Here is a 15,906-nt window from a genome sequence, read left to right as displayed (position 1 = left end):
ATTAGGTAAGGTGAATATGGGTAAAGCTCTTGTCATCGTTGAGTCCCCGGCAAAAGCCAAAACGATCAACAAGTATCTGGGTAGTGACTACGTGGTGAAATCCAGCGTCGGTCACATCCGCGATTTGCCGACCAGTGGCTCAGCTGCCAAAAAGAGTGCCGACTCTACCTCCACCAAGACGGCTAAAAAGCCTAAAAAGGATGAACGTGGCGCTCTCGTCAACCGTATGGGGGTTGACCCGTGGCACAATTGGGAGGCGCACTATGAAGTGTTGCCTGGTAAAGAGAAGGTCGTCTCTGAACTGAAACAACTGGCTGAAAAAGCCGACCACATCTATCTCGCAACCGACCTTGACCGCGAAGGGGAAGCCATTGCATGGCACCTGCGGGAAGTGATTGGTGGTGATGATGCGCGCTATAGCCGAGTGGTGTTTAACGAAATTACTAAAAACGCGATCCGCCAGGCATTTAACAAACCAGGTGAGCTGAATATTGATCGTGTTAATGCCCAGCAGGCGCGTCGCTTTATGGACCGCGTGGTGGGGTATATGGTTTCGCCGCTGCTGTGGAAAAAGATCGCTCGTGGTCTGTCTGCCGGTCGTGTGCAGTCGGTGGCGGTCCGCCTGGTGGTCGAGCGTGAGCGTGAAATTAAAGCGTTCGTACCGGAAGAGTTCTGGGAAGTCGATGCCAGCACGACCACGCCATCTGGTGAAGCGTTGGCGTTGCAGGTGACTCATCAGAACGACAAACCGTTCCGTCCGGTCAACAAAGAACAAACTCAGGCTGCGGTAAGTCTGCTGGAAAAAGCGCGCTACAGCGTGCTGGAACGTGAAGACAAACCGACAACCAGTAAACCTGGCGCTCCTTTTATTACCTCTACGCTGCAACAAGCTGCCAGCACCCGTCTTGGTTTTGGCGTGAAAAAAACCATGATGATGGCGCAGCGTTTGTATGAAGCTGGCTATATCACATACATGCGTACCGACTCCACCAACCTGAGTCAGGACGCGGTAAATATGGTTCGCGGTTATATCAGCGATAATTTTGGTAAGAAATATCTGCCGGAAAGTCCGAATCAGTACGCCAGCAAAGAAAACTCACAGGAAGCGCACGAAGCGATTCGTCCTTCTGACGTCAATGTGATGGCGGAATCGCTGAAGGATATGGAAGCAGATGCGCAGAAACTGTACCAGTTAATCTGGCGTCAGTTCGTTGCCTGCCAGATGACCCCAGCGAAATATGACTCCACGACGCTGACCGTTGGTGCGGGCGATTTCCGCCTGAAAGCACGCGGTCGTATTTTGCGCTTTGATGGCTGGACGAAAGTGATGCCTGCGCTGCGTAAAGGCGATGAAGATCGTATCTTACCGGCAGTCGATAAAGGCGATGCTTTGACACTCGTTGAACTGACACCAGCCCAGCACTTTACCAAGCCGCCAGCGCGTTTCAGTGAAGCATCGTTGGTTAAAGAGCTGGAAAAACGCGGCATCGGTCGTCCGTCTACCTATGCGTCGATCATTTCGACCATTCAGGATCGTGGCTATGTGCGAGTAGAAAATCGTCGTTTCTACGCGGAAAAAATGGGTGAAATTGTCACCGATCGCCTTGAAGAAAATTTCCGTGAGTTAATGAACTACGACTTCACCGCACAGATGGAAAACAGCCTCGACCAGGTGGCAAATCACGAAGCAGAGTGGAAAGCTGTACTGGATCACTTCTTCTCGGATTTCACCCAGCAGTTAGATAAAGCTGAAAAAGATCCGGAAGAGGGGGGGATGCGCCCGAACCAGATGGTTCTGACCAGCATTGACTGCCCGACTTGTGGTCGCAAAATGGGGATTCGCACAGCGAGCACCGGGGTATTCCTTGGCTGTTCTGGCTATGCGCTGCCGCCGAAAGAGCGTTGCAAAACCACCATTAACCTGGTGCCGGAAAACGAAGTGCTGAACGTGCTGGAAGGCGAAGACGCTGAAACCAACGCGCTGCGCGCAAAACGTCGTTGCCCGAAATGCGGCACGGCGATGGACAGCTATCTCATCGATCCGAAACGTAAGTTGCATGTCTGTGGTAATAACCCAACCTGCGACGGTTACGAGATCGAAGAGGGCGAATTCCGCATTAAAGGTTATGACGGCCCGATCGTTGAGTGTGAAAAATGTGGCTCTGAAATGCACCTGAAAATGGGGCGTTTCGGTAAATACATGGCCTGCACTAACGAAGAGTGTAAAAACACGCGTAAGATTTTACGTAACGGCGAAGTGGCACCACCGAAAGAAGATCCGGTGCCATTACCGGAGCTGCCGTGCGAAAAATCAGATGCTTATTTCGTGCTGCGTGACGGTGCTGCCGGTGTGTTCCTGGCGGCCAATACCTTCCCGAAATCGCGTGAAACACGTGCGCCACTGGTGGAAGAGCTTTATCGCTTCCGCGACCGTCTGCCGGAAAAACTGCGTTATCTGGCCGATGCGCCACAGCAGGATCCGGAAGGTAATAAGACCATGGTTCGCTTTAGCCGTAAAACCAAACAGCAATATGTCTCTTCGGAAAAAGACGGAAAGGCGACTGGCTGGTCAGCATTTTATGTTGATGGCAAATGGGTTGAAGGAAAAAAATAACCTTTAATTCTGTCAGGTTTTTATAAACAAAGGGTCGCGAAAGCGGCCCTTTTTTATTGCATATTATTTTTTCTTCACACCTATACACTAAGGCTATAAATGATATAGTGGTTATAGTTAGCACCTTTTTTATTATTAAATCGTATTAGTCACCCGCCAGGTGTGACGAAAAAACGATGTTCTGATGGCGTCTAAGTGGATGGTTTAACATGAAATTACAACAACTTCGCTATATTGTTGAGGTGGTCAATCATAACCTGAATGTCTCATCAACGGCGGAAGGACTTTACACATCACAACCCGGGATCAGTAAACAAGTCAGAATGCTGGAAGACGAGCTAGGCATTCAAATTTTTTCCCGAAGCGGCAAGCACCTGACGCAGGTAACGCCAGCAGGACAAGAAATAATTCGTATCGCTCGTGAAGTCCTGTCGAAAGTTGATGCCATAAAATCGGTCGCCGGAGAGCACACCTGGCCGGATAAAGGCTCGCTGTATATCGCCACCACGCATACCCAGGCACGCTACGCGTTACCAAACGTCATCAAAGGCTTTATTGAGCGTTATCCCCGCGTTTCTTTGCATATGCACCAGGGCTCGCCGACACAAATTGCTGATGCTGTCTCTAAAGGCAATGCCGATTTCGCTATCGCCACAGAAGCGTTGCATCTGTATGAAGATCTAGTGATGTTACCGTGCTACCACTGGAATCGGGCTATTGTAGTCACTCCGGATCACCCGCTGGCAGGCAAAAAAGCCATTACCATTGAAGAACTGGCGCAATATCCGTTGGTGACATATACCTTCGGCTTTACCGGACGTTCAGAGCTGGATACTGCCTTTAACCGCGCAGGGTTAACGCCGCGTATCGTCTTCACGGCAACGGATGCTGACGTCATTAAAACTTACGTCCGGTTAGGGCTGGGGGTAGGGGTCATTGCCAGCATGGCGGTGGATCCGGTCGCCGATCCCGACCTGGTGCGCGTTGATGCTCACGATATCTTCAGCCACAGTACAACCAAAATTGGTTTTCGCCGTAGTACTTTTTTGCGCAGTTATATGTATGATTTCATTCAGCGTTTTGCACCGCATTTAACGCGTGATGTCGTTGATGCGGCTGTCGCATTGCGCTCTAATGAAGAAATTGAGGTCATGTTTAAAGATATAAAACTGCCGGAAAAATAATTTCTTGCGTTATTTTCGGCACCTTTTATGTAGCGAAGGTGCCGGAATATATTCTCTTTTGTTGCTTATTTGTATACCGTGCACAATATTTTTATCCCTCATATTTATAGGGTAAATTACCTGTAAAGTAGTGTCTAATTACCCGCCTCGCAAACTCCAGTTTTCAAATATCTATTTCAGGTCAAAAGATTGAATTATTCACTGGAGACGATTCGTAAATTCGCTGGATTTTTGACTAAAGTTTCTTTAGGATTTGTCTCATCGTATGATTAATTACACCAATCGTTCAACGTCTTTCTGATAAGTGATGGCGATTATATGAGGTTAGCAATGCCTTCTGGAAATCAGGAACCCCGCCGCGATCCTGAATTAAAACGTAAAGCCTGGCTGGCGGTTTTTCTTGGTTCTGCACTTTTCTGGGTGGTTGTCGCACTGCTGATTTGGAAAGTGTGGGGATAACTATGGTCGGTCAGGAGCAACTGGAGTCGTCACCATTATGCCAGCATAGTGACAATGAAACAGAAACGAAACGGGAATGTTCCGTCGTTATTCCAGACGACTGGCAACTAACATCGCAGCAGCAAGCCTTTATAGAACTGTTTGCTGAAGATGATCAGCCGAAACAATAATTATCATCATTCTTATTACCCATTTTTAATGAATTACAGGGCTTTTAATACACCGCAGCAATAACAGGTTGAGTTATCTCAACACAAAGTAATAACCGTTAAAGGTGTAGCCTATGATCAACACAAATATGAAATATTGGTCCTGGATGGGCGCATTTTCTCTGTCGATGCTCTTCTGGGCCGAACTCCTCTGGATCATTACTCACTGATCCCTGACCCCGCTGCGGCGGGGTTTTCATTTGTTTTGCCACAAGCTTTCTCCTCTTTTATCAATTTGGGTTGTTATCAAATCGTTACGCGATGTTTGTGTTATCTTTAATATTCACCCTGAAGAGAATCAGGGCTTCGCAACCCTGTCATTAAGGAGGAGCTATGTCGTCAACCCTACGAGAAGCCAGTAAGGACACGTTGCAGGCCAAAGATAAAACTTACCACTACTACAGCCTGCCGCTTGCTGCCAAATCACTGGGCGATATCACCCGTTTGCCTAAGTCACTCAAAGTTTTGCTCGAAAACCTGCTGCGCTGGCAGGATGGTAACTCGGTTACCGAAGAGGATATCTACGCGCTGGCGGGATGGCTGAAAAATGCCCATGCTGACCGTGAAATTGCCTACCGCCCGGCAAGGGTGCTGATGCAGGACTTTACCGGCGTACCTGCCGTTGTTGATCTGGCGGCAATGCGCGAAGCGGTTAAACGCCTCGGCGGCGATACTGCAAAGGTTAACCCGCTCTCACCGGTCGACCTGGTCATTGACCACTCGGTGACCGTCGATCGTTTTGGTGATGATGAGGCATTTGAAGAAAACGTGCGCCTGGAAATGGAGCGCAACCACGAACGTTATGTGTTCCTGAAATGGGGAAAGCAGGCGTTCAGTCGTTTTAGCGTCGTGCCGCCAGGCACAGGCATTTGCCATCAGGTTAACCTCGAATATCTCGGCAAAGCAGTGTGGAGCGAATTGCAGGACGGTGAATGGATTGCTTATCCGGATACACTCGTTGGTACTGACTCGCACACCACCATGATCAACGGCCTTGGCGTGCTGGGGTGGGGCGTGGGGGGGATCGAAGCAGAAGCCGCAATGTTAGGTCAGCCGGTTTCCATGCTTATCCCGGACGTAGTGGGCTTTAAACTCACCGGAAAATTACGTGAAGGTATTACCGCCACAGACCTGGTTCTCACCGTTACCCAAATGCTGCGCAAACATGGCGTGGTGGGGAAATTCGTCGAATTTTATGGTGATGGTCTGGATTCACTACCGTTGGCGGATCGCGCCACCATTGCCAATATGTCGCCAGAATATGGTGCCACCTGTGGCTTCTTCCCAATCGATGCTGTCACCCTCGATTACATGCGTTTAAGCGGGCGCAGTGAAGATCAGGTCGAGTTGGTCGAAAAATACGCCAAAGCGCAGGGCATGTGGCGTAACCCGGGCGATGAACCGATTTTTACCAGTACGTTAGAACTGGATATGAATGACGTTGAAGCGAGCCTGGCAGGGCCAAAACGCCCACAGGATCGCGTTGCACTGCCCGATGTACCAAAAGCATTTGCCGCCAGTAACGAACTGGAAGTAAATGCCACGCATAAAGATCGCCAGCCGGTCGATTATGTTATGAACGGACATCAGTATCAGTTACCTGATGGCGCTGTGGTCATTGCAGCGATAACGTCGTGCACCAATACCTCTAACCCAAGTGTGCTGATGGCCGCAGGCTTGCTGGCGAAAAAAGCCGTAACTCTGGGCCTCAAGCGGCAACCGTGGGTCAAAGCGTCGCTGGCACCAGGCTCGAAAGTTGTTTCTGACTATCTGGCAAAAGCGAAATTGACACCGTATCTCGACGAACTGGGGTTTAACCTTGTGGGATATGGTTGTACCACCTGTATTGGTAACTCTGGGCCGCTGCCCGATCCTATCGAAACGGCAATCAAAAAAGGCGATTTAACCGTCGGTGCAGTGCTGTCCGGCAACCGTAACTTTGAAGGCCGTATCCATCCGCTGGTTAAAACCAACTGGCTGGCCTCGCCGCCGCTGGTGGTTGCCTATGCGCTGGCGGGAAATATGAATATCAACCTCGCATCTGAGCCTATTGGTCACGATCGCAAAGGCGATCCGGTATATCTGAAAGATATCTGGCCATCGGCACAAGAAATTGCCCGTGCGGTAGAACAAGTCTCCACAGAAATGTTCCGTAAAGAGTACGCAGAAGTTTTTGAAGGCATAGCAGAGTGGAAGGAAATTAACGTCGCACGATCCGATACCTACGGTTGGCAGGAGGATTCAACCTATATTCGCTTATCGCCTTTCTTTGATGAAATGCAGGCAACACCAGCACCTGTGGAAGATATTCACGGTGCGCGGATCCTCGCAATGCTTGGGGATTCAGTCACCACTGACCATATCTCTCCGGCGGGCAGTATTAAGCCCGACAGCCCAGCGGGTCGATATCTACAAGGCCGGGGTGTTGAGCGAAAAGACTTTAACTCCTACGGTTCGCGGCGTGGTAACCATGAAGTGATGATGCGCGGCACCTTCGCCAATATTCGCATCCGTAATGAAATGGTGCCTGGCGTTGAAGGGGGGATGACGCGGCATTTACCTGACAGCGAGGTCATCTCTATTTATGATGCCGCGATGCGCTATAAGCAGGAGCAAACGCCGCTGGCGGTGATTGCCGGGAAAGAGTATGGATCAGGCTCCAGCCGTGACTGGGCGGCAAAAGGTCCTCGTCTGCTTGGAATTCGTGTGGTGATTGCCGAATCGTTTGAACGAATTCACCGTTCGAATTTAATTGGCATGGGCATCCTGCCGCTAGAATTTCCGCAAGGCGTGACGCGTAAAACGTTAGGGCTAATCGGGGAAGAGAAGATTGATATTGTCGATCTGCAAAGTCTACAACCCGGCGCGACGGTTCCGGTGACGTTTACGCGCGCGGATGGTAGCCAGGAAGTCGTACCCTGCCGTTGTCGTATCGACACCGCGACGGAGTTGACCTACTACCAGAACGACGGCATTTTGCATTATGTCATTCGTAATATGTTGAAGTAACGAGTATTTGCTTGCCGGTTATTTTGCTTCCGGCAAGCAAATGAATTACACAATGCAAGAGGGTTATTTGTTCAGCAAATGACCCATTTTCTCGGCTTTGGTATCGAGATAATGTTCGTTATTGGGGTTACGACCTACAATCAACGGTACGCGTTCAACAATATTAATCCCTGCTTCGGTCAGAATTTCGACTTTTTTCGGGTTATTGGTTAACAAGCGGACTTCATTGACGCCAAGGAGTTTGAACATATCAGCGCAAAGAGTGAAGTCGCGCTCATCAGCGGCGAAGCCTAACTGGTGGTTAGCCTCTACGGTATCGTAACCTTGATCCTGCAGTGCATAAGCGCGGATTTTATTCAGCAGACCAATGTTACGACCTTCCTGACGGTGATACAGCAAAATACCACGGCCTTCTTCGGCAATTTGCGTCAGTGCCGCTTCGAGCTGGAAGCCACAATCGCAGCGCAAGCTGAACAGGGCGTCACCGGTCAGACATTCGGAATGGACGCGCGCAAGTACCGGGGTATGCCCGGAAATATCGCCATAGACTAGCGCGACATGATCGTGTCCGGTTGCCAGTTCTTCAAATCCCACCATCAGGAAATCGCCCCATGGGGTTGGCAGTTTGGCTTCTGCCACACGTTTAAGCTGCATGAAATTCTCCAGATAATGCTGGTTCTGTATTGGCTTATTTTGCCATAACGAGAAGGGGTTCACCTAATCACGACGCGTCGATCGTTCACGGAATGGCACAAATCTGTCAATTTTTCCTGGAACTGGCATTTTCAGTTATGATTGTGGGACTTATCAAAAAGGAGAGGCCATGCGTTCGATTGCCAGACGTACCGCAGTGGGAGCTGCACTATTGCTTGTTATGCCAGTAGCCGTATGGATTTCTGGCTGGCGTTGGCAACCTGGAGAACAAAGTTGGCTACTAAAAGCGGCTTTTTGGGTTACTGAAACTGTCACCCAGCCCTGGGGCGTCATTACACATTTGATTTTATTCGGCTGGTTTCTCTGGTGTCTGCGTTTTCGCATTAAGGCTGCCATTATGTTATTTGCCATTCTGGCGGCGGCAATCCTTGTGGGACAAGGAGTTAAATCCTGGATCAAAGACAAAGTCCAGGAACCACGACCTTTTGTTATCTGGCTGGAAAAAATACATCATATTCCGGTTGATGAGTTCTACACTTTAAAGCGAGCAGAACGCGGAAATCTAGTGAAAGAACAGTTGGCTGAAGAGAAAAATATCCCACAATATTTGCGTTCACACTGGCAAAAAGAGACGGGGTTTGCCTTTCCTTCCGGTCACACGATGTTTGCTGCCAGTTGGGCTCTGCTGGCCGTTGGTTTGCTGTGGCCGCGTCGTCGAACGTTAACCATTGCTATCTTGTTGGTCTGGGCAACGGGAGTCATGGGAAGCCGCCTGCTGCTCGGGATGCATTGGCCACGCGATCTGGTGGTAGCTACGTTGATTTCGTGGGCGCTGGTGGCGGTGGCAACGTGGCTTGCGCAACGAATTTGTGGGCCATTAACACCACCTGTGGAAGAAAATCGCGAAATTGCACAACGAGAACAAGAAAGTTAACGCTGGTTGATTTTCCGAATTTAGCCCTTAAATCATCAACAATGCGCGTGGATGCCATTTCGCAGACGGCGCGAAAATGGTACTTTAAAGGGCTATTGCGGTAAGTTGACCATAATTTATTCGCTCTAACCACATAACGGGAAGTAATGTGAAATATTTACTCATTTTCTTACTGGTGTTAGCGATCTTCGTGATTTCGGTCACGTTAGGTGCGCAGAACGATCAACAGGTGACGTTTAATTATCTGTTAGCGCAAGGGGAGTACCGTATTTCCACATTGCTGGCGGTATTGTTTGCTGCGGGGTTTGCTATCGGTTGGCTGATTTGCGGTCTGTTCTGGCTGCGAGTTCGTGTTTCCCTGGCGCGCGCTGAACGTAAAATAAAGCGACTGGAAAACCAGCTTTCACCCGCGACTGACGTGGCTGTAGCGCCGCATTCGTCAGCGGCGAAGGAATAACTTTCTATGCTGGAGTTGTTGTTTCTGCTTTTGCCTGTAGCCGCTGCCTATGGCTGGTATATGGGCCGCAGAAGTGCGCAACAAAACAAGCAAGATGAAGCCAACCGCTTGTCGCGTGATTACGTAGCGGGGGTTAACTTTCTGCTTAGTAATCAACAGGATAAAGCGGTAGACCTGTTTCTCGATATGCTTAAAGAGGATACGGGTACCGTTGAAGCCCACCTTACGCTCGGAAACCTGTTCCGTTCGCGTGGCGAAGTTGATCGCGCTATTCGCATCCATCAGACCCTAATGGAAAGCGCCTCGCTGACCTATGAACAGCGTCTGTTGGCGATTCAACAACTGGGGCGTGATTACATGGCCGCCGGGTTATACGACCGCGCGGAAGACATGTTCAATCAGCTGACCGATGAAACTGACTTCCGCATTGGCGCGCTGCAACAGTTGCTACAAATCTACCAGGCTACCAGCGAGTGGCAGAAAGCAATTGATGTTGCCGAACGCCTGGTGAAGCTGGGTAAAGATAAACAGCGCGTCGAAATTGCCCATTTCTACTGTGAGTTAGCCCTGCAGCATATGGCCAGCGACGATCTCGATCGTGCCATGGCCTTGTTAAAAAAAGGTGCGGCGGCAGATAAAAACAGCGCCCGCGTATCCATCATGATGGGACGCGTATTTATGGCGAAAGGAGAATACGCCAAAGCCGTCGAAAGTCTGCAACGCGTGATATCCCAGGACAGAGAACTGGTCAGCGAAACGCTGGAAATGCTGCAAACCTGCTACCAGCAGTTGGGTAAAACTGCCGAATGGGCAGAGTTCCTGCAGCGCGCGGTGGAAGAGAACACCGGTGCCGATGCTGAACTGATGCTTGCGGACATCATCGAAGCGCGCGACGGTAGTGAGGCCGCACAGGTCTATATTACGCGTCAGCTTCAGCGTCATCCGACCATGCGTGTGTTCCATAAGCTTATGGATTACCACTTAAATGAAGCGGAAGAAGGGCGTGCCAAAGAGAGTCTGATGGTGCTGCGTGACATGGTTGGCGAGAAGGTGCGTAGTAAGCCTCGTTATCGCTGCCAGAAATGTGGTTTTACCGCATACGCTCTCTACTGGCATTGTCCGTCTTGTCGGGCCTGGTCAACCATTAAACCGATTCGCGGTCTTGATGGCCTGTAATTTTTAAAAAAATCCGACTTTAGTTACAACATACTAATTGTTGATGTTCCATTGTGCTCCGGTAACTCAGGCGCAGAAAAGCCTGCCAGGGGAGAAATCGCAACTGTTAATTTTTTATTTCCACGGGTAGAATGCTCGCCGTTTACCTGTTTCGCGCCACTTCCGGTGCCCATCATCAAGAAGGTCTGGTCATGACGTTAACTGCTTCATCTTCTTCCCGCGCTGTTACGAATTCTCCTGTGGTTGTTGCCCTTGATTATCATAATCGTGATGACGCGCTGGCCTTTGTCGACAAGATCGACCCACGCGATTGTCGTCTGAAAGTCGGCAAAGAGATGTTTACGCTGTTTGGACCTCAATTTGTACGCGAACTTCAACAACGGGGTTTTGATATCTTCCTCGACCTGAAATTTCACGATATTCCCAACACTGCAGCGCACGCTGTCGCTGCTGCAGCTGACTTAGGCGTGTGGATGGTGAATGTTCATGCCTCCGGTGGGGCGCGTATGATGACCGCAGCGCGTGAGGCACTGGTGCCGTTTGGCAAAGATGCACCGCTTTTGATTGCTGTGACAGTATTGACCAGCATGGAAGCCAGCGACCTGGCCGATCTTGGCGTGACACTGTCACCTGCAGATTATGCAGAACGTCTGGCAGCACTGACGCAAAAATGTGGCCTTGATGGTGTGGTGTGTTCTGCTCAGGAAGCTGCGCGCTTTAAACAGGTATTTGGTCAGGAGTTCAAACTGGTTACGCCGGGCATTCGTCCGCAGGGGAGTGAAGCTGGTGACCAGCGCCGCATTATGACGCCAGAACAGGCGTCGGCGGCTGGTGTTGATTATATGGTGATTGGTCGCCCGATAACGCAATCGGTAGATCCAGCGCAGACGCTGAAAGCGATCAACGCCTCTTTACAGCGGAGTGCATGATGAGTGATTCCAACAGCCGTCTGGTCTACTCAACGGAAACCGGACGTATTGATGAGCCAAAAGCGGCCCCTGTACGCCCTAAAGGCGACGGTGTGGTGCGTATTCAGCGTCAGACCAGTGGACGTAAAGGTAAGGGCGTTTGCTTGATTACCGGTGTCGATCTCGATGATGCCGAACTGACAAAACTTGCAGCGGAACTGAAGAAAAAATGCGGCTGCGGCGGAGCAGTTAAAGATGGAGTTATTGAAATCCAGGGCGATAAGCGTGATTTATTAAAATCACTACTTGAAGCGAAAGGGATGAAGGTAAAACTCGCAGGCGGTTAACATAAAAAGCCACGGATATATCCGTGGCTTTCGAATATTTTACTGTGTGTATTATTCAGTTATTTCGTACTGAACAGAATCAAGCGTATTATAATTGCGAGTCGATAATCGACATTTATTTACGATTATTTACCGACCTGGTGACCAATAACACCACCGACGGCAGCACCACCTAATGTACCCAGCGTACTGCCATCGGTCAGTACTGCACCGCCTAATGCACCTGCACCCGCGCCAATTGCGGTGTTACGGTCTCGTTTAGACCAGTTAGAACAGGCACTCAGAGACATTGCCAGGGTAATTGCCAGAACAGCCGCGGTCATTTTTTTGCTCGTTACAAACATAATACTCTCTCCTGAATTTATGATTCACGGAAGTAAGCTCACTATAACTATAATAGCTAAGAATAAGCCTGGTGAAATTATTCCGTGAAATCCGCTCGCGCGCAGGGTTATATCACGCAGGTGATAATGACTTCCTGTTATATCGCTGATAATAATTTTATATCTTGAGAGTGTTAATAACAGGTAAATAGTCTTAATTATCAACCAGGAATCATCTTAGAGCGGATGATTTGCAAAACAGCAAATCATCCGTAGAGAAGGGAAATGGTTAAATGTCAACGACGTGAACGGTGAGTTTACTGTGCTCAAGATGCATCAGATCGCTGGCGCGTATTTTCGAATCGGTAATCACGCGATTGAATCGCTCAACGGGGCCGATGGAGTATGAATGTACAGCACCAAATTTCGAGCTGTCAGTCAGGACTATCGCTTCGCACTCTTTTTCCAGCACGGCATTGACCACATCGGTACGCATCATATCGCGACCGGTAAACCCAGTTTCAGGTTGCCAGCCATCAATACCAATAAATGCTTTGCTGAAATGCACCTGTTGGATGCACTGGCGTGTCAAAGGACCAACCATACTTTCGCTTTTTTTCTGGTACACGCCACCGAGCAAAATAACTTCACAAGGCGCGTCTTTCAGCAAATGCGCGATGTAGCTGCTGACCGTGATGATAGTGACATTTTTCTTCTGCTCGCCCAGAGTCCGGGCGAGCAGGGCATTGCTGCTGCCATTTTCGATAAAGATGGTTTCGCCCGGTTGAACCAGTGACGCGGCAAACTCGGCGAGTTCACGCTTCAGCGTATAGTTGCTCATCATACGAGTTTCGACGTCATCACTATCAAGCGATACTGCAAAGCCATGTGCACGGCGGAGGTAACTCAGTTTTTCGAGGGTGTTGAGATCCTGGCGAATGGTAACTTCAGAAACTCCAGTGGCTTTTGCCAGATCGGTTACGCTAACCTGACCCTGGTCAATGACCATCTGTAGAATTGTTTGTTGTCGGGAATTCATCGCTGTAATTCTTATAACGTTATAATACTAAATAAAAAAATACTGACGCGCCGGGCATCCTCAAATAGGAAAACCTGAAGGCACGATTGTTAAATCTCCCACGGTGCCTTCGGGATGTCTGGCGTAGATTCAGCAACCTGGCGCAAGAGTTCTGCTTTAAGTATCTCGAGATTATGGATCGCAGAGTGGTAATCGCCTGCCACAAGGATATCTAACACAATATCAATACGTTCGGCAACGCGCTGGGCATCAAATTCAGACATCAAGGACATCCTTATAGCAAAAGTGGAAAAGGAATAATGCAAAAATTGCCGCTAAAAGAGAAGTGTTTAACAGCAACGGCTAATTATCATCCAGTAATACGATATATAATGACGGAATATATCGCTAAGTATATATATTCATCTACTTATGCGCGCTTCAGATAGCGTTTATACCAACGTTCGAAGGCGACGGCGGGCATCGGTTTGGCAAACAAAAATCCTTGCCGCTCATTGATCCCGTTCTTGGTTAAAAAAGCATCTTCCTTTTTACTCTCCACACCTTCAGCGATCACCTGAAGATTCAATGCCTGGGCCACAGCGACGATCGCCCGGACTAGCGACTGCGATACAGGTTGTTTGTGAATATCTCGAACAAAAACCTGGTCAAGTTTAATCGCATCGATCGGAAAGCGCGCCAGTTGCGAAAGTGAAGAGTAGCCGGTACCAAAATCGTCCAGATGCACTTGCGCACCTAGTTGGCTAAATTGTTGAATAACAGAAAGTGCCAGTTCATCATTCTCAATCAGGCAGCTCTCCGTCAGTTCAACATCAATAGGGCAGTATTCAAAATTGAGTTCCTGGAGAACCTGTTTCAGGGCGGTGAAAATGGTTTGATCGGCGAGCTGACGTGCAGAAATGTTTACCGCCACTCGCAGGTTAATACCTTTATCCCGCCACTTTGCCACCTGGCGTACGACATCGAGAATCACCCAACGGCCTAAAGGCACAATGAGCCCTGACTCTTCGGCGTAGGAAATGAAGTCCAACGGTGGAATCAACCCACGTTCAGGTGACTGCCAACGTACTAGAGCTTCCAGACTGCGCACTTCGCCACGCCAGGTGATTTTCGGTTGATAGTGAATAACCAACTGATCGTTTTCCAGTGCTTTACGCAAGTTGGTATCCAGCCAGAGATATTCAAATACCCGCTGATTCATTTCTGGAGTAAAAACGCAAAATTGTCCTCGTCCGCCTTCCTTCGCTGTGTACATTGCTGTGTCGGCGTGACGAATAATAGCCGCGCTGTCCGAACCATGTTCGGGAGAGAGTGAAATACCCACTGAACAGCTGGTATAAACTTCAATTAAACCAATGCGGAAGGGGAGTCGTAAGCGAGTCAAAATTCGTGATGCCATTGCTTCCAGCGCGCTTTGTGAGGTATTGGATGCCAGTACCAGAAACTCATCGCCACCTGGACGCGCCAAAACCTGGTCATGCTCCAGACAGCTTAAAATGGCCAATGACACGTCGCGTAATAGCTGGTCACCAAACAAATGCCCATAGGCGTCGTTGACCTTTTTAAAATTATCCAAATCAAGATACACAACCCCAACTTTATTGTTATCTGCCTGATTAATAGCGTGATCGATTAACTCCTGCATTGCGTTACGATTCGGCAGTCCGGTGATACTGTCGGTATTTGCCAGAATGCGCAGTCGCTCCTGAGCGCGGCGCTCTTCGGTAATGTCGGTGCCGGAACAGATTAAAAAAATCTCGTTTTTGCCACTGCCGCTGTGGACAAATTTATTGCGAAACAGAAACAGCCGCTGGCCTTTACGTGTTGGTATCCACAGTTCGACTTCATATGCATTGCCGCTTCGAAAAAATACACGGTTATTGCGCCTGGATGCCGCAGCTTCACGACGGCTCATAAACAGTTTAAACACGCTTTGCCCAATGACGTCGTGTTCTTTCAACCCTGTGTAATCTTCACATAACCGATTGAAGCGCTGGATATTCCCCCGACTGTCGAGAATCACTATTGCGGAATGTGCTTCAGAAACTACCTGCTCAGCAAAGGAAAGCCCGTGTGATAAATCACGAGCAACCGCCGGTGTGTCATGCCATGCCGACGCGTTGCCAGCCCATTCCCGTTTATTGATTTTTCGTCCTACCAGATGCACAGAAAGATCGCTTTCATCGACGGTCAGACTCATCATCAGACTGGAAGTGATGACTGTCATTTCCCTGATGCGAGCAGCCTGTTCGGCAGATAACTGCAACGTACGTTCAGGTTCTGTGGTTTCGGTGGTAGAAAAGCGCAAAACATCGCTGCTTTCCGTTAACCGCCAGTATGGATTGTGCGATCCGAGAAAGTTGTACAACGTTGTGGACTCCCTAACGGTTTTCATGATGCATATCCTCCGGTTAACAGCGGAGTCCGCGGTTAAATAAAAGGAACAACATGACTTACATGAAATTAACGGCGGCTAAACGCATTGTTTTTTTTATATATTTATTTGTAATCCAGTTTTGGAAAAACGCCAGTTTTCAAACGAAAGTCAGTTAAAAATCTGCCGGGATATGACGAAGGTGGAGCGGGGAAATAA

The 15,906-nt window shown here is 49.1% G+C and carries 18 protein-coding genes; 13 read left to right on the top strand and 5 right to left on the bottom strand.

From position 1 onward, the window contains the following. Nucleotides 1–16: 16 nt before the first annotated feature. The 6 genes from topA to acnA all read left to right on the top strand — a co-directional run bounded on the left by topA (nt 17) and on the right by acnA (nt 7,475). On the top strand, nt 17–2,614 hold the full coding sequence (gene topA, locus ACJHYD_RS14810; protein ID WP_001295576.1) for a type I DNA topoisomerase: 2,598 nt from the start codon (nt 17–19) through the stop codon (nt 2,612–2,614). 209 nt (nt 2,615–2,823) lie between these two features. Continuing rightward, the gene (gene cysB, locus ACJHYD_RS14805) at nt 2,824–3,798 is read left to right on the top strand and encodes an HTH-type transcriptional regulator CysB (RefSeq protein ID WP_000776253.1); all 975 of its coding nucleotides are present in this window, start codon (nt 2,824–2,826) and stop codon (nt 3,796–3,798) included. A gap of 318 nt (nt 3,799–4,116) precedes the next feature. After that, nucleotides 4,117–4,257, top strand: coding sequence for a YmiA family putative membrane protein (locus ACJHYD_RS14800; protein ID WP_001300896.1), 141 nt, complete (start codon nt 4,117–4,119; stop codon nt 4,255–4,257). A 2-nt stretch (nt 4,258–4,259) separates the two neighbouring features. After that, nucleotides 4,260–4,427: a protein YciX gene (gene yciX / locus ACJHYD_RS14795; protein WP_001297116.1), complete on the top strand. Its 168-nt coding sequence runs from the start codon at nt 4,260–4,262 to the stop codon at nt 4,425–4,427. A 113-nt stretch (nt 4,428–4,540) separates the two neighbouring features. Beyond that, entirely contained in the window at nt 4,541–4,636 is a 96-nt protein-coding gene (ymiC, locus tag ACJHYD_RS14790; protein WP_001310756.1) for a small membrane protein YmiC, read from the top strand. Nucleotides 4,637–4,799: 163 nt separating this feature from the next. Continuing rightward, nucleotides 4,800–7,475, top strand: a complete 2,676-nt coding sequence (gene acnA, locus ACJHYD_RS14785; RefSeq protein ID WP_001551011.1) for an aconitate hydratase AcnA — start codon at nt 4,800–4,802, stop codon at nt 7,473–7,475. Between the two features lie 63 nt (nt 7,476–7,538). Here the strand turns inward: acnA and ribA are convergent, their stop codons facing one another. Beyond that, nucleotides 7,539–8,129, bottom strand: a complete 591-nt coding sequence (gene ribA / locus ACJHYD_RS14780) for a GTP cyclohydrolase II (RefSeq protein WP_001176295.1) — start codon at nt 8,127–8,129, stop codon at nt 7,539–7,541. 169 nt (nt 8,130–8,298) lie between these two features. Between ribA and pgpB the strand changes: the two genes are divergently transcribed. The 5 genes from pgpB to yciH all read left to right on the top strand — a co-directional run bounded on the left by pgpB (nt 8,299) and on the right by yciH (nt 11,951). After that, entirely contained in the window at nt 8,299–9,063 is a 765-nt protein-coding gene (gene pgpB, locus ACJHYD_RS14775) for a phosphatidylglycerophosphatase B (RefSeq protein ID WP_001551012.1), read from the top strand. 148 nt (nt 9,064–9,211) lie between these two features. Then, complete coding sequence (lapA, locus tag ACJHYD_RS14770; RefSeq protein ID WP_000876284.1) at nt 9,212–9,520, top strand: lipopolysaccharide assembly protein LapA; 309 nt, start codon at nt 9,212–9,214, stop codon at nt 9,518–9,520. 6 nt (nt 9,521–9,526) lie between these two features. Beyond that, nucleotides 9,527–10,696, top strand: coding sequence for a lipopolysaccharide assembly protein LapB (gene lapB, locus ACJHYD_RS14765; RefSeq protein WP_001551013.1), 1,170 nt, complete (start codon nt 9,527–9,529; stop codon nt 10,694–10,696). A gap of 191 nt (nt 10,697–10,887) precedes the next feature. Next, nucleotides 10,888–11,625 (top strand): orotidine-5'-phosphate decarboxylase, encoded by a 738-nt coding sequence (gene pyrF / locus ACJHYD_RS14760; protein ID WP_023063656.1) that lies wholly within the window; start codon nt 10,888–10,890, stop codon nt 11,623–11,625. Then, nucleotides 11,625–11,951 carry a stress response translation initiation inhibitor YciH gene (gene yciH, locus ACJHYD_RS14755; RefSeq protein WP_001295580.1) on the top strand — a complete coding sequence of 109 codons (327 nt, stop codon included), beginning with the start codon at nt 11,625–11,627 and terminating at the stop codon, nt 11,949–11,951. The genes pyrF and yciH overlap by 1 nt, the downstream gene beginning before the upstream one ends. A gap of 125 nt (nt 11,952–12,076) precedes the next feature. Here the strand turns inward: yciH and osmB are convergent, their stop codons facing one another. The 3 genes from osmB to yciZ form a co-directional block, all read right to left on the bottom strand. After that, complete coding sequence (gene osmB / locus ACJHYD_RS14750) at nt 12,077–12,295, bottom strand: osmotically-inducible lipoprotein OsmB (RefSeq protein WP_000498253.1); 219 nt, start codon at nt 12,293–12,295, stop codon at nt 12,077–12,079. Nucleotides 12,296–12,563: 268 nt separating this feature from the next. Continuing rightward, entirely contained in the window at nt 12,564–13,313 is a 750-nt protein-coding gene (locus tag ACJHYD_RS14745) for a DNA-binding transcriptional regulator YciT (RefSeq protein WP_001088621.1), read from the bottom strand. 89 nt (nt 13,314–13,402) lie between these two features. Beyond that, nucleotides 13,403–13,576, bottom strand: coding sequence for a protein YciZ (yciZ, locus tag ACJHYD_RS14740; protein WP_001288368.1), 174 nt, complete (start codon nt 13,574–13,576; stop codon nt 13,403–13,405). 36 nt (nt 13,577–13,612) lie between these two features. Between yciZ and ymiD the strand changes: the two genes are divergently transcribed. Next, nucleotides 13,613–13,741 carry a protein YmiD gene (gene ymiD, locus ACJHYD_RS14735; RefSeq protein ID WP_023143869.1) on the top strand — a complete coding sequence of 43 codons (129 nt, stop codon included), beginning with the start codon at nt 13,613–13,615 and terminating at the stop codon, nt 13,739–13,741. On the opposite strand, the gene pdeR is transcribed toward ymiD, so the two are convergent. Continuing rightward, on the bottom strand, nt 13,723–15,708 hold the full coding sequence (gene pdeR, locus ACJHYD_RS14730; protein WP_000859966.1) for a cyclic di-GMP phosphodiesterase: 1,986 nt from the start codon (nt 15,706–15,708) through the stop codon (nt 13,723–13,725). The two genes, ymiD and pdeR, sit on opposite strands and share 19 nt — an antisense overlap. Before the next feature lie 53 nt (nt 15,709–15,761). Here pdeR and ACJHYD_RS14725 point away from each other — a divergent pair, with 53 nt between their 5' ends. Beyond that, the gene (locus tag ACJHYD_RS14725) at nt 15,762–15,866 is read left to right on the top strand and encodes a hypothetical protein (RefSeq protein WP_000221855.1); all 105 of its coding nucleotides are present in this window, start codon (nt 15,762–15,764) and stop codon (nt 15,864–15,866) included. Nucleotides 15,867–15,906: the final 40 nt, after the last annotated feature.

The sequence above is a fragment of the Escherichia sp. WS1368 genome (assembly GCF_046487485.1).
Taxonomy (GTDB): Bacteria; Pseudomonadota; Gammaproteobacteria; order Enterobacterales; family Enterobacteriaceae; genus Escherichia; species Escherichia coli.
The sequence above is the reverse complement of the archived record's forward strand: the minus strand, read 5'-3'. Positions and strand labels throughout refer to the sequence as shown.